This window comes from Microbacterium sp. 22179 (genome assembly GCF_052045715.1).
In the GTDB taxonomy this organism is placed as follows: domain Bacteria; phylum Actinomycetota; class Actinomycetes; order Actinomycetales; family Microbacteriaceae; genus Microbacterium; species Microbacterium galbinum.
Genome location: NZ_JBQEPJ010000002.1, coordinates 372146 through 395234 on the forward strand (window position 1 = coordinate 372146; position 23089 = coordinate 395234).

25 protein-coding genes are annotated in these 23089 nt (G+C 69.1%); 5 read left to right on the plus strand and 20 right to left on the minus strand.

Going from position 1 to position 23089, the window contains the following annotated elements; translation table 11 throughout:
* Positions 1 to 112: 112 nt before the first annotated feature.
* The 8 genes from ACTJKK_RS06865 to ACTJKK_RS06900 form a co-directional block, all read right to left on the minus strand.
* Entirely contained in the window at positions 113 to 715 is a 603-nt protein-coding gene (locus ACTJKK_RS06865; RefSeq protein ID WP_440747438.1) for an N-acetyltransferase family protein, read from the minus strand.
* A gap of 9 nt (positions 716 to 724) precedes the next feature.
* Entirely contained in the window at positions 725 to 1390 is a 666-nt protein-coding gene (locus ACTJKK_RS06870; RefSeq protein WP_440747439.1) for a phosphatase PAP2 family protein, read from the minus strand.
* A gap of 52 nt (positions 1391 to 1442) precedes the next feature.
* Positions 1443 to 2813, minus strand: coding sequence for a multidrug effflux MFS transporter (locus tag ACTJKK_RS06875; RefSeq protein WP_440747440.1), 1371 nt, complete (start codon positions 2811 to 2813; stop codon positions 1443 to 1445).
* A gap of 166 nt (positions 2814 to 2979) precedes the next feature.
* On the minus strand, positions 2980 to 4134 hold the full coding sequence (locus tag ACTJKK_RS06880; protein WP_440747441.1) for a cystathionine gamma-synthase: 1155 nt from the start codon (positions 4132 to 4134) through the stop codon (positions 2980 to 2982).
* A 69-nt stretch (positions 4135 to 4203) separates the two neighbouring features.
* The gene (locus ACTJKK_RS06885) at positions 4204 to 5580 is read right to left on the minus strand and encodes a cystathionine beta-synthase (RefSeq protein WP_247625106.1); all 1377 of its coding nucleotides are present in this window, start codon (positions 5578 to 5580) and stop codon (positions 4204 to 4206) included.
* Positions 5581 to 5648: 68 nt separating this feature from the next.
* Entirely contained in the window at positions 5649 to 6620 is a 972-nt protein-coding gene (locus ACTJKK_RS06890) for a carbohydrate ABC transporter permease (RefSeq protein ID WP_247625107.1), read from the minus strand.
* Positions 6620 to 7960 carry a carbohydrate ABC transporter permease gene (locus tag ACTJKK_RS06895; RefSeq protein ID WP_247956715.1) on the minus strand — a complete coding sequence of 447 codons (1341 nt, stop codon included), beginning with the start codon at positions 7958 to 7960 and terminating at the stop codon, positions 6620 to 6622. The genes ACTJKK_RS06890 and ACTJKK_RS06895 overlap by 1 nt, the downstream gene beginning before the upstream one ends.
* A 109-nt stretch (positions 7961 to 8069) precedes the next feature.
* Complete coding sequence (locus ACTJKK_RS06900; RefSeq protein WP_440747442.1) at positions 8070 to 9395, minus strand: ABC transporter substrate-binding protein; 1326 nt, start codon at positions 9393 to 9395, stop codon at positions 8070 to 8072.
* A 304-nt stretch (positions 9396 to 9699) separates the two neighbouring features.
* Here ACTJKK_RS06900 and ACTJKK_RS06905 point away from each other — a divergent pair, with 304 nt between their 5' ends.
* Positions 9700 to 10704, plus strand: a complete 1005-nt coding sequence (locus tag ACTJKK_RS06905) for a LacI family DNA-binding transcriptional regulator (protein ID WP_440747443.1) — start codon at positions 9700 to 9702, stop codon at positions 10702 to 10704.
* Positions 10705 to 10771: 67 nt separating this feature from the next.
* Here the strand turns inward: ACTJKK_RS06905 and rplL are convergent, their stop codons facing one another.
* On the minus strand, positions 10772 to 11155 hold the full coding sequence (rplL, locus tag ACTJKK_RS06910) for a 50S ribosomal protein L7/L12 (RefSeq protein ID WP_247625111.1): 384 nt from the start codon (positions 11153 to 11155) through the stop codon (positions 10772 to 10774).
* 48 nt (positions 11156 to 11203) lie between these two features.
* A complete protein-coding gene (gene rplJ / locus ACTJKK_RS06915) occupies positions 11204 to 11692 on the minus strand; it encodes a 50S ribosomal protein L10 (RefSeq protein WP_247625112.1) in 489 nt (162 codons plus the stop codon).
* A 333-nt stretch (positions 11693 to 12025) separates the two neighbouring features.
* Between rplJ and ACTJKK_RS06920 the strand changes: the two genes are divergently transcribed.
* Complete coding sequence (locus ACTJKK_RS06920) at positions 12026 to 12706, plus strand: YqaJ viral recombinase family protein (RefSeq protein ID WP_440747444.1); 681 nt, start codon at positions 12026 to 12028, stop codon at positions 12704 to 12706.
* Positions 12707 to 12731: 25 nt separating this feature from the next.
* On the opposite strand, the gene ACTJKK_RS06925 is transcribed toward ACTJKK_RS06920, so the two are convergent.
* Genes ACTJKK_RS06925 through ACTJKK_RS06945 form a run of 5 tightly spaced genes read right to left on the minus strand, consistent with a single transcriptional unit; the run spans position 12732 to position 15845 of the window.
* Entirely contained in the window at positions 12732 to 13211 is a 480-nt protein-coding gene (locus ACTJKK_RS06925) for a hypothetical protein (protein ID WP_440747445.1), read from the minus strand.
* 44 nt (positions 13212 to 13255) lie between these two features.
* Positions 13256 to 13900, minus strand: coding sequence for an LPXTG cell wall anchor domain-containing protein (locus tag ACTJKK_RS06930; RefSeq protein WP_440747446.1), 645 nt, complete (start codon positions 13898 to 13900; stop codon positions 13256 to 13258).
* Positions 13897 to 14511, minus strand: coding sequence for a signal peptidase I (locus tag ACTJKK_RS06935; RefSeq protein WP_440747447.1), 615 nt, complete (start codon positions 14509 to 14511; stop codon positions 13897 to 13899). The genes ACTJKK_RS06930 and ACTJKK_RS06935 overlap by 4 nt, the downstream gene beginning before the upstream one ends.
* Before the next feature lie 34 nt (positions 14512 to 14545).
* The gene (locus ACTJKK_RS06940) at positions 14546 to 15202 is read right to left on the minus strand and encodes a SipW-dependent-type signal peptide-containing protein (RefSeq protein WP_247956721.1); all 657 of its coding nucleotides are present in this window, start codon (positions 15200 to 15202) and stop codon (positions 14546 to 14548) included.
* 7 nt (positions 15203 to 15209) lie between these two features.
* The gene (locus ACTJKK_RS06945) at positions 15210 to 15845 is read right to left on the minus strand and encodes a SipW-dependent-type signal peptide-containing protein (protein ID WP_247625118.1); all 636 of its coding nucleotides are present in this window, start codon (positions 15843 to 15845) and stop codon (positions 15210 to 15212) included.
* A 278-nt stretch (positions 15846 to 16123) separates the two neighbouring features.
* On the opposite strand from ACTJKK_RS06945, the gene ACTJKK_RS06950 reads away from it, so the two are divergent.
* Both ACTJKK_RS06950 and ACTJKK_RS06955 read left to right on the plus strand, forming a co-directional pair.
* Complete coding sequence (locus ACTJKK_RS06950; protein ID WP_440747448.1) at positions 16124 to 17821, plus strand: MDR family MFS transporter; 1698 nt, start codon at positions 16124 to 16126, stop codon at positions 17819 to 17821.
* On the plus strand, positions 17808 to 18302 hold the full coding sequence (locus ACTJKK_RS06955) for a MarR family winged helix-turn-helix transcriptional regulator (RefSeq protein ID WP_440747449.1): 495 nt from the start codon (positions 17808 to 17810) through the stop codon (positions 18300 to 18302). The genes ACTJKK_RS06950 and ACTJKK_RS06955 overlap by 14 nt, the downstream gene beginning before the upstream one ends.
* On the opposite strand, the gene ACTJKK_RS06960 is transcribed toward ACTJKK_RS06955, so the two are convergent.
* Positions 18293 to 19171 (minus strand): LysR family transcriptional regulator ArgP, encoded by an 879-nt coding sequence (locus ACTJKK_RS06960; protein ID WP_440747450.1) that lies wholly within the window; start codon positions 19169 to 19171, stop codon positions 18293 to 18295. The two genes, ACTJKK_RS06955 and ACTJKK_RS06960, sit on opposite strands and share 10 nt — an antisense overlap.
* 70 nt (positions 19172 to 19241) lie before the next feature.
* Here ACTJKK_RS06960 and ACTJKK_RS06965 point away from each other — a divergent pair, with 70 nt between their 5' ends.
* Positions 19242 to 19895, plus strand: a complete 654-nt coding sequence (locus tag ACTJKK_RS06965) for a LysE/ArgO family amino acid transporter (RefSeq protein ID WP_440747451.1) — start codon at positions 19242 to 19244, stop codon at positions 19893 to 19895.
* A 15-nt stretch (positions 19896 to 19910) separates the two neighbouring features.
* On the opposite strand, the gene ACTJKK_RS06970 is transcribed toward ACTJKK_RS06965, so the two are convergent.
* The 4 genes from ACTJKK_RS06970 to rplA form a co-directional block, all read right to left on the minus strand.
* Complete coding sequence (locus ACTJKK_RS06970) at positions 19911 to 20738, minus strand: amino acid ABC transporter ATP-binding protein (RefSeq protein ID WP_440747452.1); 828 nt, start codon at positions 20736 to 20738, stop codon at positions 19911 to 19913.
* Entirely contained in the window at positions 20725 to 21390 is a 666-nt protein-coding gene (locus ACTJKK_RS06975) for an amino acid ABC transporter permease (protein ID WP_440747453.1), read from the minus strand. The genes ACTJKK_RS06970 and ACTJKK_RS06975 overlap by 14 nt, the downstream gene beginning before the upstream one ends.
* Positions 21391 to 21393: 3 nt before the next feature.
* Positions 21394 to 22212: an amino acid ABC transporter substrate-binding protein gene (locus tag ACTJKK_RS06980; protein WP_440747454.1), complete on the minus strand. Its 819-nt coding sequence runs from the start codon at positions 22210 to 22212 to the stop codon at positions 21394 to 21396.
* A gap of 190 nt (positions 22213 to 22402) precedes the next feature.
* A complete protein-coding gene (gene rplA, locus ACTJKK_RS06985) occupies positions 22403 to 23089 on the minus strand; it encodes a 50S ribosomal protein L1 (protein WP_247625125.1) in 687 nt (228 codons plus the stop codon).

Sequence of the window (23089 nt, forward strand, 5' to 3'; positions counted from 1 at the left end):
GTCGCGAACCATGAACGCTACGGGCGCCGTCGCTCCCCCCACAGGGCGTTGACCAGCCCGGACACCAGCGAGACACTACCTTCCGCGCACGTGCCCGTCCGCGAAGAGAGCCTCAGCCCGCGAAGATCACGCCGTAGCTCTGCCCGCCCGGGGCGGTCGGGAGCGGCGTCATGCCGAGGCGCTCGTAGAAGGCGGCGGCACCGGTGTTCGCCGGATCCATCCCGAGGTGCAACCCCCTCACGCCGCGACGCGAGAGCTCGTCGAACAGCGTCTCGATGAGTCGGCGCCCGAGGCCCTGCCCCTGCGTCTCGGGCAGCAGATCGATGTGCAGATGAGCAGGGTACACAGCGGCGTTCGGCTCGGCGCCGGGCCGGCGTCCGTAGGCGTACGCGAGCATCTTCTCCTCGCGCGTCTGCGGCTCGGCGGGCTGCGGGAAGCGGTCGGCGAACCGCGGCCACCATTCGTCGCGGAACCACTGCTCGAAGGCATCCGTGTCATCGGTCGCGACGATGTACCCGATCACGCGGCCGTCGTCCGATTCGACGACCCACGCCAGGCTCGGGTCGCGCTCGACGTACGGCACCGCGAACAGCAGGCCCCAGAGCTCGTCGTCGGAGAACACACCGGTGGCGTCCTCCCCCGCATCGGCGGTGCGCACGCAGACGTCGAACAACGACGCGCGATCGGACGGACGGTACGGGCGGATGCTCGACACGGGGACTCCTCAGTGAGTGGGTGCGTCGGTGAGTGGGGCGTCGTCCAGACTATCGGCGGGCGGTTCCGCCGCGCCCGGGCGCCGCACCCACGGCAGCAGCCACGCCGCCAGCAGCAGCACGACCCCGGCCCCGAGCAGAGCGCCGCCGATCGTGTCGGTCGCCCAGTGCACCGAGAGGAAGGTGCGCGACAGCGCCATCAGCACGATCCACAGCGCCCCCGCGATCCGGATCCACACATTCGGGAACAGCACGGCGAAGACGAAAGCGAGTGTCGCGGCGTTCGCAGTGTGCCCGGAGGGGAACGACCCGTAGTCGCTGAGCACCAGCATGTCCTCCGGCCGCGCGCGCCCGAAGAGGTGCTTGAGCAGCTGCACCGCGCCCGCGCTCGCGAGGAACGCGAGCGCCGCGAACACGCCAGATCTCCAGCGGCGTGCCAGCAGGAACGAGATGATCACGACGAGCGGCACGAGATACACCGCGACCCACCCGCCGCCGACCGTGTCGAGGGCGTGCGCGAAGGCGACCAGTCCCTCCGAGCGGAACGACACCACGACGTCGTTCCACCAGGCGTCGAACACGAACGGGTGCGCGACCCCGAAGGTGATCAGCGCCCCCAGCGCGAAGGTCAGCGCGACGCACCCGACACCCGACCACACCAGCATCCGCCTGTCCATCGCCCCATTCTGTCGGAGCGCGCCTGGGAACCCGGGAGGTGCGCCCGCCGCGTCAGGGAGTGAGCAGGCCGACGGTGCGCGGGCGCACGACGAACCAGAGCGCGAGGATGCCGATCGCGGCGCACCCGGCCATCACCGCGGCCATCGTCGTGGCCGTGATGCCCGCGTCGTGGGAGACCCAGCCGACGACCGGCGAGATGAGGCCGGCGACGCCGAAGTTCGTCGCGCCGAGGATCGAGGCCGCGGTTCCGGCCGCCTTCCCGTGGCGGTCGAGCGCCAGCACCTGCACGTTCGGGAACGTGAAGCCGCACGCGGTCATGAAGACGAACAGCGGGATGACGGTGCCCCACAGCCCGAGTCCGAGCTGGTCGGTCACGATGATCGCGGTGCCCGCGAGCAGCAGCACCGAGGTCGAGTACGCGAGCACCCACTGCGGGCCGAAGCGCGCGGCGAGGCGCGAGGCGGTCTGCACGCCGACGACGACGCCGAGCGAGTTCACGGCGAAGAGCAGACCGTACTGCTGCGGGTCGAGACCGTGCGTCTGCTGGAACAGGAACGGCGAGGCCGACAGGTACGAGAAGAGGCCCGAGAAGGTCATGCCGCCGATCACGAGCACCCCGAGGAACACGCGGTCGGAGAGCACCGAGCGGTAGCGCTGCAGCACCGTGGCGCCGCCGCCCTGACGACGGGCCGCGGGGAGGGTCTCGGGGATGAAGATCAGGGTCGAGATCAGCATCACGACGCCGTAGGCCGCGAGCACACCGAAGATGCCGCGCCAGGGCATGAGCGTCAGCAGCCACGAACCGATCAGCGGGGCGACGACGGGCGCGACGCCCGAGACGAGCGCGAGGCGCGAGAGCATCACCACGAGTCGGCGCCCGCCGAACAGGTCGCGCACGATCGCCATCGCGACCACACCGCCGGCCGCGGCGCCCATGCCCATGAGCACGCGCGAGGCGCTGAGCAGCTCGAGCGTGGGCGCGAACGCGGCGGCGAGGCTCGCGAGCACGTGCAGCGCCGTCACGATGATGAGCGGGAGCCGCCGGCCGATCTTGTCGCTGAGCGGACCGACGAGCAGCTGCCCCACCGCGAAGCCGATCATGGTTCCGGTCAGCGTGAGCTGGATCGCCGCGGCGGTCGTCTGGAAGTCCTCTTCGAGCACCGGGAAGGCCGGGAGGTAGAGGTCGATCGTGAACGGCCCGAGAGCGGTGAGCGCTCCGAGGAGGATGATGTACAGCGCGCGTCGGCCGTTCGAGATCGAGTCTCCCGGGTGCAGCATGATCGGCGCCGTGATCGGGTTGGACCCGAGCGTGCGGATCGCTCCCGTCGCGGCGGGGATGCGGATGCTGCCGGTCGCGGTGCGTTCGGGCGCGGTGTGTGCGGGGATCGTCGGGACGGAGTCGGTGCGAGGAGCGTCGGGCACGACGGCCTTTCGGAGCGGGGGCGGACGGTCGAATCGATTCGACCCAGCCACCCATTCTACGGGCACGCCCGCGCCGGCGTGCCGAGACACCACATCCGCGACGAGACACCACGGCCCCCGTGGTGTCTCGCAAGAGATGTGGTGTCTCGCGCTCCGACGCCGCGCGTCAGGAACCGATGCGAGCGAGCCCCTGCTCGAGGTCGGCGATCAGGTCGCGCACGTCCTCGATGCCGACCGACAGGCGCACGACGTTCTCCGGAACCGCGAGAGCGGTGCCGCGCACCGAGGCGTGCGTCATGTCCGGCGGGTAGCCGATCAGCGACTCGACGCCGCCGAGCGACTCCGCGAGCTGGAAGATCTCCGTCGACTCCGCGAACGCCTTGGCTGCGTCCGGGCCCGCGGCGAGGGCGAGCGACAGCATGCCGCCGAAGCCGCTCATCTGGCGGGCCGCGATGTCGTGGCCCGGGTGCGAAGCGAGACCCGGGTAGAAGACGCGCTCGAACTCGGGACGGCTCTCCGCCCACTCGGCGATCGCCTGGGCATTCTCGGAGTGCTGACGCACGCGCACTGCGAGCGTCTTGATGCCGCGGGTGGTGAGCCAGGCGTCGAGCGGGGCCGACACGGCTCCCACGGCGAACTGCTGGAACTTGATCGCGTCGAAGTGGGTGTCGTCGCCGAATACCACCGCGCCGCCCAGCACATCGGAGTGCCCACCGAGGTACTTGGTGGTCGAGTGCACGACCAGGTCGGCGCCGAGCGCGAGCGGCTGCTGCAGCGCCGGCGAGGCGAACGTGTTGTCGACCACGACGACGGCGCCGGCCGCGTGCGCGACCTCCGCGACGACCGCGATGTCGACGATCTTGAGCAGCGGGTTGCTGGGCGTCTCGAGCCAGACGATCTTGGTCTCGGGGCGGATCGCCGCGCGCACCTCGTCGAGGTCGCCGAGCTCGACCGTGGTGGTCTCGATGCCCCACGGCGCGAGCACGCGGGTGAGCAGACGGTAGGTGCCGCCGTAGACGTCGTTGCCGAGCACGACGTGGTCGCCCGGCTTCAGGATGCCGCGCAGCAGCGCGTCTTCGGCGGCGAGCCCCGAGGCGAACGACAGCGCCGAGACACCGCCCTCGAGGGCCGCGAGCTGGGTCTCGAGCGACGACCGGGTGGGGTTGCCCGCGCGGTTGTACTCGTAGCCCTCGCGGAAGCCGCCGATGCCATCCTGCACGTGCGTGGAGGCCTGGTAGATCGGCGGGATGATCGCACCGGTGCGGGGATCGGGTTCCTGACCTGCGTGGATGGCTCGGGTGGCGAAGGAGTGCTCGGACATGCCCCTCAGCCTACGTGCGGGCTCCGGAGCGGCGGCGATCCTGTTACGTCGCGCGTCACTCGTCGCGCGTCACTTCGAGAGGTACGCGAGCAGATCCTGCCGGGTCAGGACGGTGTGCGGCTTGCCACCCTCGGTGACCAGCAGCGCATCGGCGTCGGCGAGCGCGGCACGCGCCTGCGCGACGGACGCGTGGATGCCGATGAGCGGCAGCCGCTCCCCCACGTGATCGCCGACGGCGTCGGCCGGGTTGGCGTCGCCGCGGAACAGCAGGTCGAGCAGACCCTTCTCGTCGACCGTGCCCACAACCTCGCCCATCATGACGGGCGGCTCGGCGCTGAGCACGACGAGCTGCGAGACGTCGTACTCGGTCATCATGCCGATCGCCTCGAGCACCGTGTCGGTCGGGTGCGCGTGCACGAGATCCGGGATCGCCTCGCCCTGGCGCGCGGCACGGGCGGCGATCACGTCGGCGACGGTCTCGCCCTCCTCCACCTCGCTGAACCCGTAAGAGCGCATCCAGCCGTCGTTGAAGATCTTGCCGAGGTAACCGCGACCGCCGTCGGGCAGGAGCACGACCATCACGGCATCCGCGGGCAGGTCCTTGGCGATGCGCAACGCGCCGACGACGGCCATGCCGCTCGACCCACCGACGAGGATGCCCTCCTCCCGGGCGAGACGGCGCGTCATCGCGAACGACTCCGCATCACCCACCGCGACGATCTCGTGCGGCACCGCCGGATCGTACGATCCGGGCCAGATGTCCTCGCCGACACCCTCGACGAGGTACGGACGCCCGGTTCCACCGCTGTAGACGCTGCCCTCGGGGTCGATGCCGATGATGCGCACGCGGTCGTCCGACACCTCGCGCAGGTAGCGCCCCGTGCCGCTGATGGTTCCGCCCGTGCCGACACCGGCGACGAAGTGCGTGACCGTGCCGTCGGTGTCGCGCCAGATCTCGGGACCCGTGGTCTCGTAGTGGCTGCGGGGACCGTTGGGGTTCTCGTACTGGTTGGGCTTGAACGCGCCGGGGATCTCACGCGCCAGCCGATCGCTCACGCTGTAGTACGACTCCGGGCTGTCGGCCGGCACCGACGTCGGCGTCACGACGACCTCGGCGCCGTAGGCCCGCAGCACGTCGATCTTGTCATCGCCGACCTTGTCGGGCACCACGAAGACGCACGCGTACCCGCGCTGCTGCGCGACCAGGGCGAGCCCGACACCGGTGTTGCCGCTCGTGGGTTCGACGATCGTCCCGCCGGGCTTCAGCTGCCCCGCCGCCTCCGCCGCGTCGATGATGCGCGAGGCGATGCGGTCCTTCGACGAGCCGCCGGGGTTGAAGTACTCGAGCTTGACGAGAACCGTGCACGCGACGCCCTCGGTGACGTGACGGAGCTTCACGAGGGGCGTGTCGCCGACGAGGTCGACGATCGAATCTGCGTACTTCATAGGTTCAGCGTAGAACGACGGATGCCGTGGCGCAGAAGTGTTGCGCCACGGCATCCGTCGTTCAGGGGTCAGCCCTTGGTCGCGCCGGCCAGCAGGCCGCGCACGAAGAAGCGCTGGAGGGCGAAGAACACGATCAGCGGGATGATGATCGAGATGAACGTTCCCGCCGACTGCAGGAACCACTTGTTGCCCCACGTGCCCGACAACGAGTTGAGGGCCTGAGTGATCGGCAGCGCACCCGGCGAGGCGAAGATCGTCGCGACGAGCAGGTCGTTCCACACCCAGAGGAACTGGAAGATGCCGAACGACGCGATCGCGGGAGCGGCCAGCGGCAGGATGATCCGGAAGAACACCTGGCCGTGACCGGCACCGTCGACACGGGCCGCCTCGATGATCTCGCCGGGGATCTCCGAGATGAAGTTGTGCAGCATGAACGTCGCGAGCGGCAGCGCGAAGATCGCGTGCGCGATCCAGACGCGGGCGAAGCTGTACTGCACCTCGTTGAGACCGAAGCCCGGGAAGATCGGCACGTCGTTGATCGACAGGCCGTCCGAGAACAGGCTCAGCAGCGGCACGAGGGCCATCTGCAGCGGCACGATCTGCAGCGCGAAGACGAAGACGAACAGCATGTTGCGACCCTTGAAGTCGATCCATGCGAACGCGTACGCGGCGAGCGCCGCCATCACGATCGGGAACACCGTCGCGGGGATGGTGATCGCGAGCGAGTTCACGAACGCCGAAGCGAGCGTGGTCGAGGTGCCGCCCGAGTTCCAGGCCTGCACATAGTTGTCGAGCGTGAACTCGGGGTTCGTGAAGACCGTCCACCAGCCCGAGTTCTGCGTGTCGGCACCGGGACGGAACGAGGTGACGAAGAGGCCGAAGGTCGGGATCGTCCAGAAGATGGCGATGATCGCGGCGGCGATCGTCGCGCCCTTCGACGTCAGCTTCTTATGGGCGATCGCCTCGTTCTTGCGCGTGTCACGGGCGACCTGCCGCTTGGTGCGGTTGTCGGGCGTGACGACGAGTTGCGTGGCGCTCATCAGCGGATCTCCCTCTGCTTGGCCATCGATCGGGCGTTGTAGACGATCAGGGGCAGCACGAACAGGAACAGCACGACGGCCAGCGCCGAGGAGTGCCCGTAACTCTGGAACCTCTGCTGCTGGTTGACCATCTCGAATCCGAGCACGCTCGTCTCGTCACGACCACCGGTCATGACGGCGACGATGTCGTACACCTTCAGCGAGGCGATCGTGATCGTGGTGAGCACCACGATCAACGAGGAGCGGATGCCGGGGACGGTGACGTTGCGGAACCGCTGCCAGGCGTTGGTGCCGTCGAGTTCGGCGGCCTCCATCTGCTCGATCGGCACGGCCTTGATCGCGGCGGAGAGGATCACCATCGCGAAGCCCGTCTGCGTCCAGATGAACACGATGAGGAGCATCAGGGTGTTGAGCACCGGCTTGATGGCGAGCCACTGCACGGGGTCGCCGCCGAACGCGGTGACGATCGCGTTGAGGAGACCGATCTGGTCACCCTGACGCGCGTCGTACATGAACTTCCAGATGATGCCGGCGCCGACGAACGAGATCGCGACGGGCATGAACACGAGCACCTTGAGGATCTTCTCGCCGCGCGCCCGGTCGATGAACACGGCGTAGGCGAGACCGATGACCACCGAGACGGTCGGGGCCAGGAGCGCCCAGAGGATCGTGTTGATCACCGAGGAGGTGCCGACGGGGTTCGTGAAGACCCAGACGTAGTTCTCGAAGCCGACGAAGTTCGCGCCGGTCTTGTCGAAGAACGACTTGAAGATGGTCGAGATCGCCGGGTAGATCAGGCCCAGGATGAGCATGATCGAGGCGGGTGCCATGAAGAGCACGAGCTGGAAGAGGTAGCCGGCTCCCTGGCGGGCGCGGAAGTCCGCGAAGAAGAGCAGAGCGCCGACCAGCAGGGCGATCGCCACGACGTAGAGCACGGCGTTCTGGTACGGACGCAGCAGCAGGAAGGCGAGCACCGGGATCACCAGGCAGGCGACCAGCCGCATGATGAAGTAGCCGCGGCCGGGGCGCGGGGCGAACTCGATGAGCACCAGGATGATGGCCACCACCACGCCGAAGACGGCGAGGATCACGGGGATCTGCACGAGCGGGTGCATGCCGCCGAGGGCCACGAAGAAGCTGTTGAGCGAGAACCCGATGGTCGTGCGGGCGGATTCTTCGGTGGAGGTGGTGAAGACGAGCAGGAGAGCGAGGGCGACGAGCACGACGAAGCCGATCGCGAGGACGGCGCGCGTGATCGCGCGCCCCTTCGGATCGGCGCCGTGCCTCGTCACCGGAAGTTCGTCGGCTTCGACGGACTTCTCGATGGTCGCTTGCGACATGGGAGTCCCCTTCTGAGTACTGCCGCGTACTCGGGCGAATGGATGGGAGGAGCGGGGCCGGGCTCTGGAGCCCGACCCCGCTCAGCTCACGCTGATCGTAGCGAGACGATCAGTTCTCGTAGCCGGCCTGGATGTCGGAGAGCACCGTGTCGGTGTCCTTACCGTCGATCCAGTCGACCATTCCCTTCCAGAACGAACCCGAACCGACGGTCGACGGCATCAGGTCGGAGGCGTCGAAGCGGAACGTGGTGGTGTCGCTCTGCATCGTCTCCATGGCCTCCTTCAGGAACTCGCTCGAGGCGAGGCTCGGGTCGGCCTTCTTGTTGGCGGAGATGACGCCGCCGAGCTTCACGCGGGCATCGGCGAACTCCGGCGAGGCCATGAACTCGAGAACCTGCTGGGTCGCGTCGTCGTCGGAGAATCCGGCGACGAACTCGCCGCCACCCTCGACCTGGACCTCGCCGGCCTTCTCGCCCGGCATGATGAACGCGTAGACGTCACCGTCGGGTCCGATCTCGGGCGTGTTGCCGTCGGCGGTCTGCGCCTCGAGGAAGTTCGCCGAGAGGAACGACGCCTGGTGGGTCAGGGCGCACTTGCCCTGCGCCAGCGTCGCCGCCACGTCGCCGAAGGCGGTGGAGTTGATGCTCTTCACGTCGCCGTAGCCCGCGTTGACGTAGTCCGGGTTGAGGAGGATCTCGCCGACGGCGTCGAAGGCCTCCTTGATCTCGGGGTCGGTGAACTTGACCTCACCGGCCACCCACTGGTCGTAGACCTCGGGGCCGGACTGACGGAGCACGAGGTCCTCGATCCAGTCCGTTCCCGGCCAGCCGGACGCCGCCTCGGACGAGAAGCCGGCGCACCAGGCGGGGCCGCCGGTCGTGTCGACGATCGTCTGGGTGAGGGTCAGCATCTCGTCCCACGTGGTCGGGACCTCGACGCCCCACTCGGCGAACTGCTTGGGCGAGTACCAGACGTAGCCCTTGAGGTTCGCGAGCATCGGCGCCGCGTAGAACGTGTCTTCGAACGTGCCGTACTTCTTCCAGTCCTCGGACCAGTTCTCGTCGACCGCCGCCTCGACGGCCTCGGGAGCCGCCTTCACCTTGCCGGTGTCGACGAGGGTCTTGAGCAGACCCGGCTGGGGGACGATCGCGATGTCGGGGGCGTCGCCACCGGTGACCTTGGTCACGATGTTGCCCTCGAAGCCCTTGTCGCCGGTGTACTCGACGGTGATGCCGGTGTCTTCGGTGAACTGCTCGAAGGACTTGTTCAGGTCGTCAGCCTCGACGCCCGTGATACCTCCGGAGATGCGGACCGTGGTCTTCGCATCTCCACCGCCGTCGCCGCTGCCGCCCTCGGCGCAGCCGGCCAGAACCAGGGTCGCTGCTCCGACGAGCGCGATCGGTGCAAGAAGGCGGTATCGCTGTGACAAAGCCATTTACTTCTCCTCTTCAGGTGGATCATCGTCCGCCCAAGGGAGCAATCGCCGCAACCATTGGGGAACCGATTCCAGGTAAACCTACTGGCCTTTCCTCCCGCGGCACAACTGGGGAAGGTCACAAGATCGCATCCTTTCGCGGCATATCGGGATGCGGAATGGGAGCGCTCTCATTGTTTTCGTGTGGAACCGGTTCCTTTTCGGCCCCGTCACGCACTACGCTGACATCGGCGCGTCCCCCCGCGCGCCGGCGTCGATGCCATGGGCGAGAACCCTCGATGCCGAGATTGGTCGAGGAGGACCGATGAGCAAGATCGCCGACGTCGCAGCCCGCGCCGGCGTCTCGAAGGCCACCGCGAGCAGAGCTCTCAGCGGACGCGGCTACGTCTCGGACGAGACGCGTCAGCGCGTGGAACAGGCCGCCGCAGAGCTGTCGTACGTCGCCCACTCCTCCGCCACCAGCCTCGCCACCGGCCGCACGCAGACGGTCGGGGTGATCATGCCCCCGGTCGACCGCTGGTTCTTCGCCGAGCTCCTCGCCGGCATCCAGGAGGCCCTGTTCGCGCTCGACTACGACCTCGCCCTGTACGGGGTCCCCGAGGGGTCAGAGACCCGCGAGCGTCTCTTCTCGAACGTGCTCCCCCGCCGTCGTTTCGACGGCATCATCGCCGTCGGCATCCAGCCCAGTGCTCACGAACTCGAGCGGTTGCAGCAGACCGGGCGACCGCTCGTCAGCGTCGGGCCCTACAGCGAGGGATCGAGCGCCGTCTCGATCGATGACGCCGCCGCCGCGCGCATCGCCACCGAGCACCTGATCGAGCTCGGTCACACCGCGATCGCGTTCGTCGGCGGGACGACGGATGCCGCGGCGCTCAGCTACGGCGACGAGAAGCGCATCGACGGCTATCTCGCCGCGCTCGGCACCGCCGGGATCGCCGACGAGGCACGCGTCGCAGGATCGGGCCCCACCCTCTCCGAGGGGTACGCCGCAGCCGTCGGCATCCTTGGAGATCGGCGGCACCGACCGACCGCGATCGTCGCGGTGTGCGACGAGGCCGCGATCGGTACGATCATCGCCGCCCGGCGCCTCGGCATCGCCGTGCCGACCGAGCTCAGCGTCGTCGGCATCGACGACCACGAGCACGCCGAGCTCTTCGCTCTGACGACGATCCGCCAGTCGCCGCGCGACCAGGGTCACGACGCCGTCCGCCTCCTCACGCAGCGGATGGACGACCCGGATTCAGCCGTGGAGCAGGTCGCCGCGGCATCCGCCCTCGTGGTGCGCGGGTCGACCGCCGCGCCACGCTGACGCACGCCCCCTTGACGCACGAATGCCCCGGCCGGAGCCGGGGCATTCGTGAAGCGTTCAGACGCGATTACTTGAGGGTAACCGTGGCGCCTGCCTCTTCGAGAGCAGCCTTCGCCTTCTCGGCGGTCTCCTTGTTCGCGCCCTCGAGCACGGCCTTGGGAGCACCGTCGACGACGGCCTTGGCCTCGCCGAGGCCCAGCGAGGTGAGCTCGCGGACCGTCTTGATGACCTGGATCTTCTTGTCGCCAGCCGACTCGAGGATGACGTCGAAGGAGTCCTTCTCTTCCTCAGCCTCAGCAGCGCCTGCGCCACCCGCAGCGCCGGCAACGGCGACGGGTGCAGCAGCGGTGACCTCGAACTTCTCCTCGAACGCCTTCACGAACTCGTTGAGCTCGATGAGGGTGAGGCCGGCGAACTGCTCGAGCAGCTCCTCGGTGGAAAGCTTCGCCATGATGTATCTCCTAGATAGATGGGGTTTGTAGACGAGATCGCCGGACGCTTACGCGGCCTCTGCGGTCTCCAGCTTTTCGCGAAGCGCGTCGATGGTGGCGGCAGCCTTGCCCATCGTCGCCTTCATCATGCCCGCAGCCTTCGCCAGCAGAACCTCGCGGCTCTCGAGCGAGGCGTACTTGTTGACCTCGTCAGCGGTGAGGGCTTCGCCCTCGAAGATGCCGGCCTTGATCACGAGAAGCGGGTTGGCCTTGGCGAAGTCACGCAGAGCCTTGGCGGTGGCGACGAAGTCACCGTGCACGAACGCGACGGCCGACGGACCCTTGAGGTCGTCGTCCAGCGCGGTGATGCCGGCCTTGTTGGCCGCAAGCTTGGTCAGCGTGTTCTTCACCACGGCGTACTCAGCGTCCTGACGGATGCTGTTGCGCAGCTCCTTGAGCTGGGCAACCGTCAGACCGCGGTACTCGGTCAGCAGGACGGCGGACGAGTTCTCGAATGACTTCGTGAGCTCGGCGACCGATGCATCCTTCTGCGCCATGGTCACTCCTTGGTGTGTACGAGGCGCCGCACGGTGGTGGGGCGCCGACCTGGACCGCCCGCAGCAACAAGAAGAGCTCCGGCGCAAGCGCACGGAGCTCTGAGAAGATCGTGACACCTGCGCGGGCCCCTGCGATGCAGAGCTTCGATCGACATGTACTCGCGCACACGACGATGACCAGCGGTCTTCGGTTGGTTCAACTGTACCCCACGGCATCCGCTCCCCCAAATCGCGGGGTCTCTTTGCGCCGCCATGATCGCCGAGACAACGGCACGGCGCGGACGAGCGGCGTGTGGGGTCGGCGAGGTCGGAGGGCGGGGTTACGCTCGATGGGTGACCCCCGAACTCGCCGCACGCATCGTCGCGGACTCCCGCGACCGCGTCGCCTGGCTGCGGGCCCGGTCACGAGGCATCACCGCCACCGACGTCGCCGGACTCACCTCCGAGAGGTCGATCGCGCGCGCGGCGGAGTCCAAGCTCGGCGGCGGACCCCGCTTCGGCGGCAACGCCTACACCGATCACGGCCGGCGCCGCGAGCCCGAGATCGCCGCCTGGGTGGCGGCGACCCACGGCATCCTGCCCTCGTCCGCCCTGTTCCGCGCCGAGGTCGAGCACCGGCACCTCGCGACCCCCGACGGCATCGCGGTCGACGCCGACGGCCGCATCAAGCTCGCCGAGATCAAGACGACGAACAAGGCGTTCCGCGGCATCCCGCGCACCTACCTCCGTCAGGTGTGGTGGCAGCAGCACGTGCTGGGCGCCGAGCGCACGCTCTTCGTCTGGGAGGAGCACGTCGACTTCGCCCCCATTCACGACGAGCCGCGCTGCGTGTGGATCGACCGCGACGACCGCGAGATCGCGAAGCTCGTGGGCCTCGCGACCGACCTCATCGACGAGCTCTACCGGCGTACGACCGGCCAGCAGGTTCCGAGCCGCACGACGGATGCCGCGGCCAGCCGCCGCGCGCAGCTGCGCGAGCGCGACGCGTTCCGCGCGCTCGCCCTCGCGGACTGACGCCTCAGCTCCTGCTCTCTGCAGCTCAGGTGCACGTGTTGTTGCCACCGAGTCCGAGCAGTCCGCCCACCGACAGCGTGCGGGTCGCCGCCACCGATGCCCAGGTCGTGCCGGACAGCAGCGCTTGGACGCGGATGGTGTTGTTCGCCCCCAGCAGTCCTCCGGTCAGGAGCGTTCCCAGCAGTCCCGACGAGATCGTCGAGGTGTATGTGTACGGGCCGGTGCCGCTCTGCGTCACATTGGTGTTCGGCACCACCACATCGTTGATCGTGAACCGCTGCTGCGCGAGAAGGTAGGGCGACGTCCACGTGATGGTGAAGCCGGTGAACGTTCCCAGCACGCTCGTGACCGTGCAGCTCGTGATCGCAGGCATGGGCACGGTGAACGCGGTGAACGTGCCCGAGGCGACGAACTCGGTGTCGGTGAACAGCGCATCGGTGGATTGCACCGTCGCGACCGTCCCCCCGGCGGCGAGCATCGACAGGCCCACGACACCGGCGAGCATCCGCCGTCTCCTCCCACTCCGCGCCCGGATCCGCTCCCGCCCGCTCATGCGTCACCCTCCCGGATCTGCGCGCCGCGGCGGTCTCGCCGGCGCAGCACCACGAGCCCGATGCCCGCCACAGCCAACCCCACGCCCGCCCCGGTCACCCACGGCGCGATCGCCCCGCCCGTGGCCGGGAGAGGATCGCCTCCGGGTCCGGTGTCCACCGCCTCCCCCGCACCCTGCGCGTGCACCCGCACATCGGTGATGCCGTCGTCGTCATCGGCGTCGAGGGTGATCCACAGCCGCAGGTGCGCGACGTCGGTGGAGGGGAACGCGGCGAGCGCGACCTCGGAACCGTCGCGCGGGATGCTCCATCCCGACTCGAGCTCCTCGGCCCCGCCGGGGCATCCGCTCTCCTGCCACTCCTGCATGCAGAGGGCCGCGTCGACCAGCAGCGGCGCGTCCCCGGCGGCGCTCACGGCGATCGTGACGGTGCCGGGATCGGGCGGGCTCGCACTCACCGCGACGTCCCACTGGACCGGCTCGCCGGGCAGCAGCCGCGAGGCCTGCGCCCAGTCGGCGACCGAGACGAGGCGCAGCACGCGCCCCTGGATCACCTCGGTCGTCGGAGCGGCCCACGCGGGGGCGGCAGCCAGGATGCCGGCGGCGACGAGCACCGGCGGGAGGATCGCGATTCGGCGCCTCATGTGAGCCCCTGCTCCTTGCGGGTCGCGGCCGATCCCGACCGCGGCCAGAACGCCCAGATCACGAGCACCGTGGCCCCCGCGGTGAGTCCTCCGAGCACCCACGGGTCGCCCATTCCGACGATCACGCTCGCGATGCCGGGGATCGAGAAGAGCACGGTCCGCACCGAGGTCACGGTGTAGGGGAAGGGGTCGTCGGTGGCGTTCGCGTCGCCGCGCATCGTGATGATGCGCTCGGACTCGCTCGCACCGGGTTCGACCGAGGTGACGCGGTGCGTGACGGGCAGCTCGTCCTCGCGGTCGACCGTCACGACGTCTCCGACCTCGACCTGAGCGGCATCCACCCGCTGCACGACGGCCACGGATCCTGCGGGGATCGTCGGAGACATCGACCCGGTGCGGAACATGATGAGCGTGATCTGGGCGGTCATGGCGAGGATCACGAGCACGATGCACACGACCCCGGCCGCAGCCGCGATCCACAGCCCGAGGTCGCCGAGCATCCGTCCGATGCCGCCGCGGCGGCGGGGCACCGCGGGCGCCGGCGCCATCGCGGGCGCGCCCGATGCGCCGGCCCGCTCGCGCAGGCCCCGCCTCGTGGTCGGCGTGCTCATCACCGCTCCTCGCGTGGTCGACCGCTGCGGACGGTCAGGTGGATGTTCCCTGGATCTGCCAGGTCTGCGTCATGGTGAGCCCCTGCGCGGCGTTGACCGCTGTCGTCGGAAGCGTCACGGCGACGCAGTAGTTCAGCTGGTTGCCGCCGTTCGCGGTCACCGCCTGCGGTACGGTGCCGGTCGCTGCGCCGTTCGTCGTGAGCGCCGACCCGTCGGCGACGACGATGGACGTCGAGGCGGATGCCGCGGCGTACGTCGCGGCCGTGCACGACTGGCTCGGGGTCGCCGCGGTCGGCACCAGGCGCACCCCGTACGTCAGGTGCGTGGCGAGCCCGGTGCCGCTCGGCGTCCCCGCCGTCAGCTGCAGCGTGCCCGCACCGGACGGGTTTGCCGTCTTGACGCTGAACAGCGCATACGTCGTCGTGCCGGGCACCATGGCCGTGGGCGCGACGGCGAAGCTCAGCGTCGCCGCAGCTCCCGTCGTCGCATGGCTCGAGAACGTGGCCCCGTCGGTCGCGCCGACGATGTCGAATCGTCCGGCGGTGAACGTCGCGGTCGCGTACTCGGAGTCGTTCCAGGCGGCGAGCGTCATGGCCGCGCCCACGCCGAAGACGAGTCCGCCCGCGAGGACGGCCCGTATCCGGCGGGAGCGCAGTCGCTTCGCCTCCCGCATCGCTCTGCGGGTCTGCATGACGGACTCAGCTCGTCGACGTCGCCGTGAACTTCCAGGTCGTCGTGGTCGCGACGCCCTGCTTCAGCGCCGTGCCGGCGGTCACCTTGAAGCACAGCTGAACGGCGGTTCCGGCGGTCGCGGCATCCGCTCCCTGAGTGAGCGTCATCGCGGTCACGCCGGTCTGCGCGTCCATCGTCGCCCCGGTCGCCACGGGGGTGCCGGTGGCGGATGCCGCGTTGCAGGTGGCACCGGGGGCGAGTTGGTACACCTGGTACGACAGGTTGCCGGAGTTCGTCGTCGCGGCGGCACCCGTCGTCGTGCCGGCGGCCGAGAGGCTCGCGCCCGTCGTCGTTCCGGGAGCGAGTCGCACCCAGAAGCCCGCGTAGACCGCGTCTCCCGGTGCCATGTTGCCGACGACGCCGGTGGGCAGCGTGAAGGCGAGCGTGGCCGCCGTTCCTCCGGTGTCGACGTTGTGATCGCTGTAGTTGGCGCTCACGTCACCCGCGGTCGACCCCTGCAGATTGAACGAGCCGGCGGTGAACGTGCCGGTCGCGAACTCGGAGTCGTTCCAGGCCGCGAGCGTCACCGCCACTCCGACGCCGAGCACGAGCCCGCCCGCCAGCACTGCCAGAGTCTTGCGCTTCCGATCCTTCGTAACCATGTGCGATTCCCCCTCAGGAATTCTTATCGGTCGCTCCGGTACGTCGTATGGCCACCCCTCAGAGGCCGCGCACCGTTGCGTTCCGGCCATCCTTCCCGAGACTGCACGGTCGTTCAAGGTATCTTTCGCCTGCGGTCCCGATCGTTGCGCGTTCGCGACCCGGCGCGGATCGATAGTTGACGAACATCAACCACCGTCCTATAGTTGACGAAGTTCAACCATCTTCGTGCGCGCCAGGGCTGTCGCGGCATCCACTCTCCGACTGCGAAAGGTCCTGCATGTCCACGGACTCCGCTCCCGCCAAGATGACGCACCGCCAGGTGCTCGAGGCCCTCACCGGCCTCCTGCTCGGCATGTTCGTCTCGATGATCGCCACCACGGTCGTCTCGACGCCGATGCCCGTCATCGTCCACGACCTCGGTGGCGATCAGGCCGCCTACACCTGGGTCATCACCGCCACCCTGCTGACCACCGCGATCTCGACGCCGATCTGGGGAAAGCTCGCCGACCTGTTCAACCGCAAGCTGCTGATCCAGATCGCGATCATCATCTTCGTCGGCGCGACCGCCGCGGCCGGCTTCGCGCAGGATACGAACACCCTCATCGCCTTCCGCGCGATCCAGGGTCTCGGCGGCGGCGGACTCGCCGCCCTCAGCCAGGTCATCATGGCCGACATCATCAGCCCGCGCGAGCGCGGCCGGTACATGGGTCTCTTCGGCGCCGTCATGGCCGTCGCGACGGTCGGCGGACCGCTGCTGGGCGGATGGATCACGGATGCCGCGAACTGGCGCTGGAACTTCTTCGTCTCCCTGCCGTTCGCCGTCGCCGCGCTGATCATCCTGCAGCGCACGCTGAAGATCTCGACCGAGCGCACCCGCAAGGCGTCGATCGACTACGTTGGCATCGTCCTGCTCTCGGCCGCCGTGTCGCTGATCCTCATCTGGATCACGAACGCCGGGTCGACCTTCGACTGGTGGAGCACCGAGACGGCACTCATGGTGGGCGGAGCCGTCGTCGCCGCGATCGCGTTCGTCATCGTCGAGCTGAAGGTGCGCGAGCCGCTGATCCCGCTCACGCTGTTCCGCGGGCGCACGTTCACGCTCTCCGTCATCGCGTCGATTTCGATCGGCGTCGCGATGTTCGGCACCTCCGTCTACCTCGCGCAGTACATGCAGCTCTCGCGCGGTGCGACGCCCACCGAGGCGGGTCTCATGACGCTGCCGATGATGGCGGGACTGCTGATCTCGTCGATGGTGATCGGGCAGCTCGTCACGCGCTTCGGCAAGTGGAAGGGCTACCTGGTGCTCGGGGCCGTGCTGCTGATCGCCGGGTCCGTGCTGCTGTCGACACTGCACTACGACACGGACTTCGTGCTCGTCTCGATCTACATGTTCCTCATGGGTGCCGGCGTCGGCATGACGATGCAGAACCTCGTGCTGATCGTGCAGAACGTCGCGAAGCCCAGCGAGATGGGCGTCGCGAGCTCGGGCGTCACCTTCTTCCGCAGCCTCGGCGGCACCGTCGGCGTCTCGGTGATGGGTGCGGTGCTCGCAAACTCGCTCACCGGGCTGTTCGCCGACGGCAAGGAGCGCCTGGGCGCCGCGATCGCGCAGCTCGGCGAGAAGGGCGCCGATGTCGCGGCGCAGCTCACCAGCGGCACGTTGCCCGAGGTGCGCCTGCTCCCCGAGCCCGTGCGCTCGATCATCGAGGACTTCTACGCGCAGGCGATCTCGCACGCCTTCGTCATCGGCATCCCGCTCGCCATCATCAGCCTCGTGGCGATCCTGTTCCTGCCGAACCGGCCGCTGACGACGATGACCACGAGCGAGCGGGCGTCGGCGGATGCCGCGGCCGACGGTGCCGGCGAGACGGCGATCGCCGACTCCGTCGCCCTCTCGGGTGCGGCGACCACCGGCACCCTGACCGTCGTCGACGGCCGCGGCTCGACGGGAACGGCATCCGATGACCGCCGCTGATCACCCGATCGACGCCTCGGAGGCGCGGACCGCTGCGGTCCGCGCCCTCGAGGCGGAGTTCAGCGATCTGATCACGCACTTCCGTCGCCTCATCCTGGAGAACGCGAACCGAGTGAGCCCCGGCATGCTCCCCGGGGCATACAAGGCGTTCACGACGATCGCGCGCTGCGAGCAGGCGACCGTGTCGATGCTCGCCGAGCGGATGCTGATGGACAAGGGGCAGGCCAGCCGCACCGTCCGCGAGCTCGAAGACCTCGACCTCGTCGAGCGCACGGCCGATCCGTCGGATCGCCGCTCGTCGATCCTGCGCCTCACGCCCCACGGACAGGAGCGCCTCGCGCTCGCCCGCAAACCCCAGGAGGGCATGCTCATGCAGTCGCTCACCGACTGGGACATCGACGACATCGAGAGCCTCACCCGACTCCTGCACGCCCTCGCCTCCGGCGGCACGCCCGGCATGCCGACCGCCGCTCAGGGCTGAAGGACCGCCCGCGCCTCGGCGGCGATCTCGGCGGCGATCGTGTCGAGCAGGGCGGAGCGCAGGTTCCACTGCTGCCAGTAGAGCTGCACGCGCAGCGCCGGGGCGCCGAGGTGCACCAGCCCCGCAGCCTCCTGCACGGCCGGGACCATCCCCCATCCGAGCCCCAGTTCGACCGCGCGCGCGTAGTCGTGGGATGCCGGGACGTAGTGCCGCGGGATGCCCTCGGGCGAGACGCCCTGTGTGCGCAACCACTCGTGCTGCAGCGTGTCGCGGCGGTCGAGGTCCACGAAGGGCGCGACGGCGAGAGCATCCGCCGTCACCCCGCCCGGGAACCATCGCTGCGCATACCCGGGGGCCGCGGCCGCCCGGTACTCGAGCACCCCGAGCGGCGAGACCGAGCAGCCCGCCACCGGTGCGCTCTCGCTGGTCACCGCGGCCATCACGTCGCCGGACTCGAGCAGGCGCGCGGTGAAGTTCTGATCGTCGCGATGAAGATCGAAGTCGATGCCGTGCCGCTCCGCGAGGCGAGCGAGCGGAGGCAGGAACCACGTCGCCATCGAGTCGGCGTTGACGGCCAGCGGGATGACGGGCCTGCTCGTCGGGATGCCGTCGTCGACACCGAGTCCGGTCAGGGCATCCTGCTCGAGCAGAGCGATCTGGCGAGCGAGGCGTACCACCGACTCCCCCGCCTCGGTGAGTCGGACGGGCTTGGTGCGCACGAGCAGGATGCGCCCCAGCTGCTGCTCCAGCGTCTTCACCCGCTGGCTGACCGCGGACGGGGTGATGCGCAGCGCGCGGGATGCCGCGTCGAGCGTGCCTTCGTCGGCGACGGCGGCGAGAGTGGCGGCCAGTTCGGGATCGATCCTCACATTAGCGATGCTAATGGTTCTGAAGGAATCTGCGCTGGCTCTTTATGGACGCGCTTTCTACGCTGAGACCATGCTCTCGGTGCTCTCCGGCCTCGGCCTCGGCCTCTCCCTCATCGTCGCGATCGGCGCGCAGAACGTCTTCGTGCTGCGTCAGGGCATCCGCCGCGAGCACGTTCTCGCGGTCGTCGTGATCTGCGCGCTCTCGGATGCCGCGCTCATCATCGCCGGCGTCGCCGGGCTCGGATTCGTCATCGCCGCCGCCCCCTGGCTCGTCGTCGTCGCCCGCTGGGCCGGGGCGCTCTTCCTGCTGACCTACGGCCTGCTCGCCGCCCGTCGCGCCTGGCGCGGCGAGGGCCAGGCGCTGGATGCCTCGGAGCCCGCGGGCGAGACCGTCCCCTCTGCGGGCGGCACGGCCACCGCGACGCGCACCGCCCTGGCGCCGGTGGTCCTCACCGTCCTCGCCCTCACCTGGCTGAACCCGCACGTGTACCTCGACACCGTGCTGATGCTCGGCTCGATCGCCGCGACGCACGGCGAGGAGCGCTGGCTCTTCGCCGCCGGCGCGGTGACGGCCAGCATCCTGTGGTTCACCGCTCTCGGCTTCGGCGCCCGCCACCTGGGCCGTTGGCTGCGGACGCCGCGCTCGTGGAGGATCCTCGACGCGCTCATCGCCGTCGTGATGATCGCACTCGCCGTCAGCCTCGTGCTGCCCGTTCTGGGTTGAGGGCGCGCTTCCGGGTCAGATGCCGTCGAGGGGGCGCAGGATGCGCGTGAGGAAGCGCTGCGTGCGCTCGTGCTTCGGGGCGCTGAAGAGCTCGTCCGGCGGCCCCTGCTCGACCACCACGCCGCCGTCCATGAACAGCACGTGATCGGCGGCCTCGCGGGCGAAGCTCAGCTCGTGGGTGACGACGGCCATGGTCCAGCCCTCGTCGGCGAGCTCCTTGATCACCAGCAGCACCTCACCCACCAGCTCGGGGTCGAGCGCACTGGTCGGCTCGTCGAACAGCAGCAGGTCGGGCTTGAGAGCGAGTGCACGCACGATGCCGACGCGCTGCTGCTGACCGCCCGAGAGCTGATGGGGTCGAGCATCCGCCTTGTCGGCGAGACCCACGCGGTCGAGCAGGGCCCGCGCCTCGGCCACGACCTCGGCCTTCGGGCGCCCCTGCACCCGCCAGGGACCCTCGATCACGTTCTCGAGCACGGTGAGGTGCGGGAAGAGGTTGTGGTGCTGGAACACCATCGCCGAGCGATCGCGCAGGGCGAGACGCTTCTGCTTCTGCACGCGCGGCTTCGGGCGAGCGTCCGGGGCGAAGTCGATGTCGGGTCCACCCGCGACGACGATCGTGCCGGCATCCGGGGTCTCGAGGCCGTTGAGCGCGCGCAGCACGGTCGTCTTGCCGGAGCCGCTGGGGCCGACGAGCACGACGACCTCTCCGCGGTGCAGCGTCAGATCGATGCCGCGGAGCACCTCGTTGTCGCCGAAGCTCTTGCGGAGGCCGCGGGCGGCGAGCAGCTCCTCGCTCTGCGGGGCCTGGGGCGGGAGTGCGATCGGGTCAGTGGGCGACACGGCTGTCGAGCCTCCTCTCGAGGGCGCTCTGGCCGAACGACAGCACGAGGCAGAACACCCAGTAGACCAGCGCCGCGGCGAGGTAGAGCACCATGAACTCGTAGGTGGTCGAGGCGATCTGCTGCGCCACCTTGAACAGCTCGGTCACGAGGATCAGCGACGCGAGCGAGGTGTCCTTCACGAGCGAGATGAACGTGTTCGACAGCGGGGGCACCGACACCCGCGCGGCCTGCGGCAGGACGATGCGCGTCAGCGTGCGGGTGCGGTTCATGCCCACCGTGTACGCGGCCTCCCACTGCCCCTGCGGCACGGAGAGGATCGCGGCACGCACGACCTCGGCGCCGTAGCCGCCGACGTTCAGCGACAGGGCGATGATCGCACTCGGCCAGGGATCGATCGTGATGCCGATCGAGGGCATGCCGTAGAAGATCACGAACAGCTGCACGAGCAGCGGGGTGCCGCGGATCACCGAGATGTAGAACCGGGCGACTCCCGAGACGATCGGGTTCACCGAGATCCGCATCAGGGCGACGCCGACCGCGATGAGGAGCCCCAGGGCGAACGACGCCAGCGCGAGCGGGACCGTCGCCGTCAGACCCGCCAGGGCGATCGGCCCGAGCGAGTCCAGGAACAGCTGCCAGGGGCTCTCCATCGGTTACTGCGAGACGTCTTCGCCGAAGTACTTCTCGCTGATCTCGGCGATCGTGCCGTCTGCGCGCAGCTCTTCGAGCGCGGCGTCGACGGCTTCGACGAGCGACTCCTTGTCCTTCGTGAAGGCGAAGGCCTGCTCGCCCGCCTCGTCGGTCTCGGCAGCGATCTTGAGGCCCGTCGGGCTGTTGGTCGTCTCGTAGTCGAGGAAGGTGAGCTTGTCGTTGATGGTCGCGTCGACGCGGCCCTGACGCAGCAGCTCGACGGCCTGCGCCCAGCCCTCGACGCCCTCGACCTTGGCGCCGGACTCCTCGGCGAGGTCCTTCCAGTTGCTCGTGAGCGACTGGGCGGTGGTCTTGCCCTCGAGGTCGGCGAACGACGAGATGGAGTCGTCGTCATCGGCGACCACGATCACGCCGGGCGACACGGTGTACGGCGTGCTGAAGAGGTACTTCGCCGTGCGGTCGTCGTTGATCGTGACCTGGTTCGCGATCACGTCGAAGCGGCCCGCGTCGAGCCCCGCGAAGATCGCGTCCCACTGGGTCTCCTCGAAGGTGACCTCGAGGCCCAGCTTGTCGGCGACGGCCTCGATGATCTCGACGTCGTAGCCGGTGAGCTCGCCCGCGCCGTTGTCGTCGTGGAAGCTGAAGGGGCGGTAGGTGCCCTCGGTACCGACCGTGAGCGTGCCCTCCGTCGCGAGGCCGAAGTCGGAGGATGCCGAGCTCTCGTCGCCCGACGTGCTGGCGGGCGTGCTCGAACCGCTGCAGGCGGTGAGCGCCGCGGCGGCGACGACGAGTGCGGTGACGGCGATGAGACGACGGGACATGAACCCTCCTGGGGCATAAGGTGCGCGGTGCGATTTTACGCGACCGCGGCGGGACTCCCCCACAGTACGTGGAGTCGAGGGGGTGGCGGGCCGGCGATGACGTTGCGTTGCGGTTTTGGTATATCGGGCGCGGATGCCGGGACGCAGAAACGCCCCCGGGCGGACCCGGGGGCGTTTCGGTGACTCAGCGTCAGATGGAGTTGACGTCCAGCGGGATGCCGGGGCCGAACGTGGTCGACACCGCACCCTTCTGGATGTAACGGCCCTTCGAGCTGGACGGCTTGAGGCGGACGATCTCCTCGAGCGCTGCGCCGATGTTCTCGTCGAGCTGCTCGGCGGTGAAGGAGGCCTTGCCGACGACGAAGTGCACGTTGGCGTGCTTGTCGACGCGGAACTCGATCTTTCCGCCCTTGATCTCCTCGACGGCCTTGGCCGTGTTCGGGGTCACGGTGCCGGTCTTCGGGTTCGGCATCAGGCCGCGCGGACCCAGGACCTTGCCGAGACGACCGACCTGGCCCATGAGCTCCGGGGTGGAGACGGCCGCGTCGAACGCGGTCCAGCCGCCGGCGACCTTCTCGATGAGCTCGGCGCCGCCGACCTCATCGGCACCCGCAGCGATCGCTGCCTCGGCTGCGGGGCCGGTGGCGAAGACGATGACGCGGGCGGTCTTGCCGGTGCCGTGGGGCAGGATGACGGTGCCGCGCACCATCTGGTCCGCCTTGCGGGGGTCGACGGAGAGCTTCAGCGCGACCTCGACGGTCGAGTCGAACTTCGACGAGCCGGTCTCCTTCGCGAGGGCGACTGCCTCGGTCGGGGTGTAGAAACGGTCTGCCTCGATCTTCTCGGCGGCAGCCTTGTAAGCCTTGGACTTAGCCAT

What these genes read in the sequence shown, in the direction of transcription:
- ACTJKK_RS06885 (WP_247625106.1), bottom strand. Translation starts at nt 5,580, where the DNA reads ATGAAGTACGCAGATTCGATCGTCGACCTCGTCGGCGACACGCCCCTC.
- rplJ (WP_247625112.1), bottom strand. Translation starts at nt 11,692, where the DNA reads ATGGCGCAGAAGGATGCATCGGTCGCCGAGCTCACGAAGTCATTCGAG.
- ACTJKK_RS06950 (WP_440747448.1), top strand. Translation starts at nt 16,124, where the DNA reads ATGTCCACGGACTCCGCTCCCGCCAAGATGACGCACCGCCAGGTGCTC.
- ACTJKK_RS06905 (WP_440747443.1), top strand. Translation starts at nt 9,700, where the DNA reads ATGAGCAAGATCGCCGACGTCGCAGCCCGCGCCGGCGTCTCGAAGGCC.
- ACTJKK_RS06895 (WP_247956715.1), bottom strand. Translation starts at nt 7,960, where the DNA reads ATGTCGCAAGCGACCATCGAGAAGTCCGTCGAAGCCGACGAACTTCCG.
- rplA (WP_247625125.1), bottom strand. Translation starts at nt 23,089, where the DNA reads ATGGCTAAGTCCAAGGCTTACAAGGCTGCCGCCGAGAAGATCGAGGCA.
- ACTJKK_RS06870 (WP_440747439.1), bottom strand. Translation starts at nt 1,390, where the DNA reads ATGGACAGGCGGATGCTGGTGTGGTCGGGTGTCGGGTGCGTCGCGCTG.
- ACTJKK_RS06890 (WP_247625107.1), bottom strand. Translation starts at nt 6,620, where the DNA reads ATGAGCGCCACGCAACTCGTCGTCACGCCCGACAACCGCACCAAGCGG.
- ACTJKK_RS06900 (WP_440747442.1), bottom strand. Translation starts at nt 9,395, where the DNA reads ATGGCTTTGTCACAGCGATACCGCCTTCTTGCACCGATCGCGCTCGTC.
- ACTJKK_RS06935 (WP_440747447.1), bottom strand. Translation starts at nt 14,511, where the DNA reads ATGAGCACGCCGACCACGAGGCGGGGCCTGCGCGAGCGGGCCGGCGCA.
- ACTJKK_RS06980 (WP_440747454.1), bottom strand. Translation starts at nt 22,212, where the DNA reads ATGTCCCGTCGTCTCATCGCCGTCACCGCACTCGTCGTCGCCGCCGCG.
- ACTJKK_RS06940 (WP_247956721.1), bottom strand. Translation starts at nt 15,202, where the DNA reads ATGCAGACCCGCAGAGCGATGCGGGAGGCGAAGCGACTGCGCTCCCGC.
- ACTJKK_RS06930 (WP_440747446.1), bottom strand. Translation starts at nt 13,900, where the DNA reads ATGAGGCGCCGAATCGCGATCCTCCCGCCGGTGCTCGTCGCCGCCGGC.
- ACTJKK_RS06945 (WP_247625118.1), bottom strand. Translation starts at nt 15,845, where the DNA reads ATGGTTACGAAGGATCGGAAGCGCAAGACTCTGGCAGTGCTGGCGGGC.
- rplL (WP_247625111.1), bottom strand. Translation starts at nt 11,155, where the DNA reads ATGGCGAAGCTTTCCACCGAGGAGCTGCTCGAGCAGTTCGCCGGCCTC.
- ACTJKK_RS06975 (WP_440747453.1), bottom strand. Translation starts at nt 21,390, where the DNA reads ATGGAGAGCCCCTGGCAGCTGTTCCTGGACTCGCTCGGGCCGATCGCC.
- ACTJKK_RS06925 (WP_440747445.1), bottom strand. Translation starts at nt 13,211, where the DNA reads ATGCTCGCCGGTGTCGTGGGCCTGTCGATGCTCGCCGCCGGGGGGACG.
- ACTJKK_RS06955 (WP_440747449.1), top strand. Translation starts at nt 17,808, where the DNA reads ATGACCGCCGCTGATCACCCGATCGACGCCTCGGAGGCGCGGACCGCT.
- ACTJKK_RS06965 (WP_440747451.1), top strand. Translation starts at nt 19,242, where the DNA reads ATGCTCTCGGTGCTCTCCGGCCTCGGCCTCGGCCTCTCCCTCATCGTC.
- ACTJKK_RS06880 (WP_440747441.1), bottom strand. Translation starts at nt 4,134, where the DNA reads ATGTCCGAGCACTCCTTCGCCACCCGAGCCATCCACGCAGGTCAGGAA.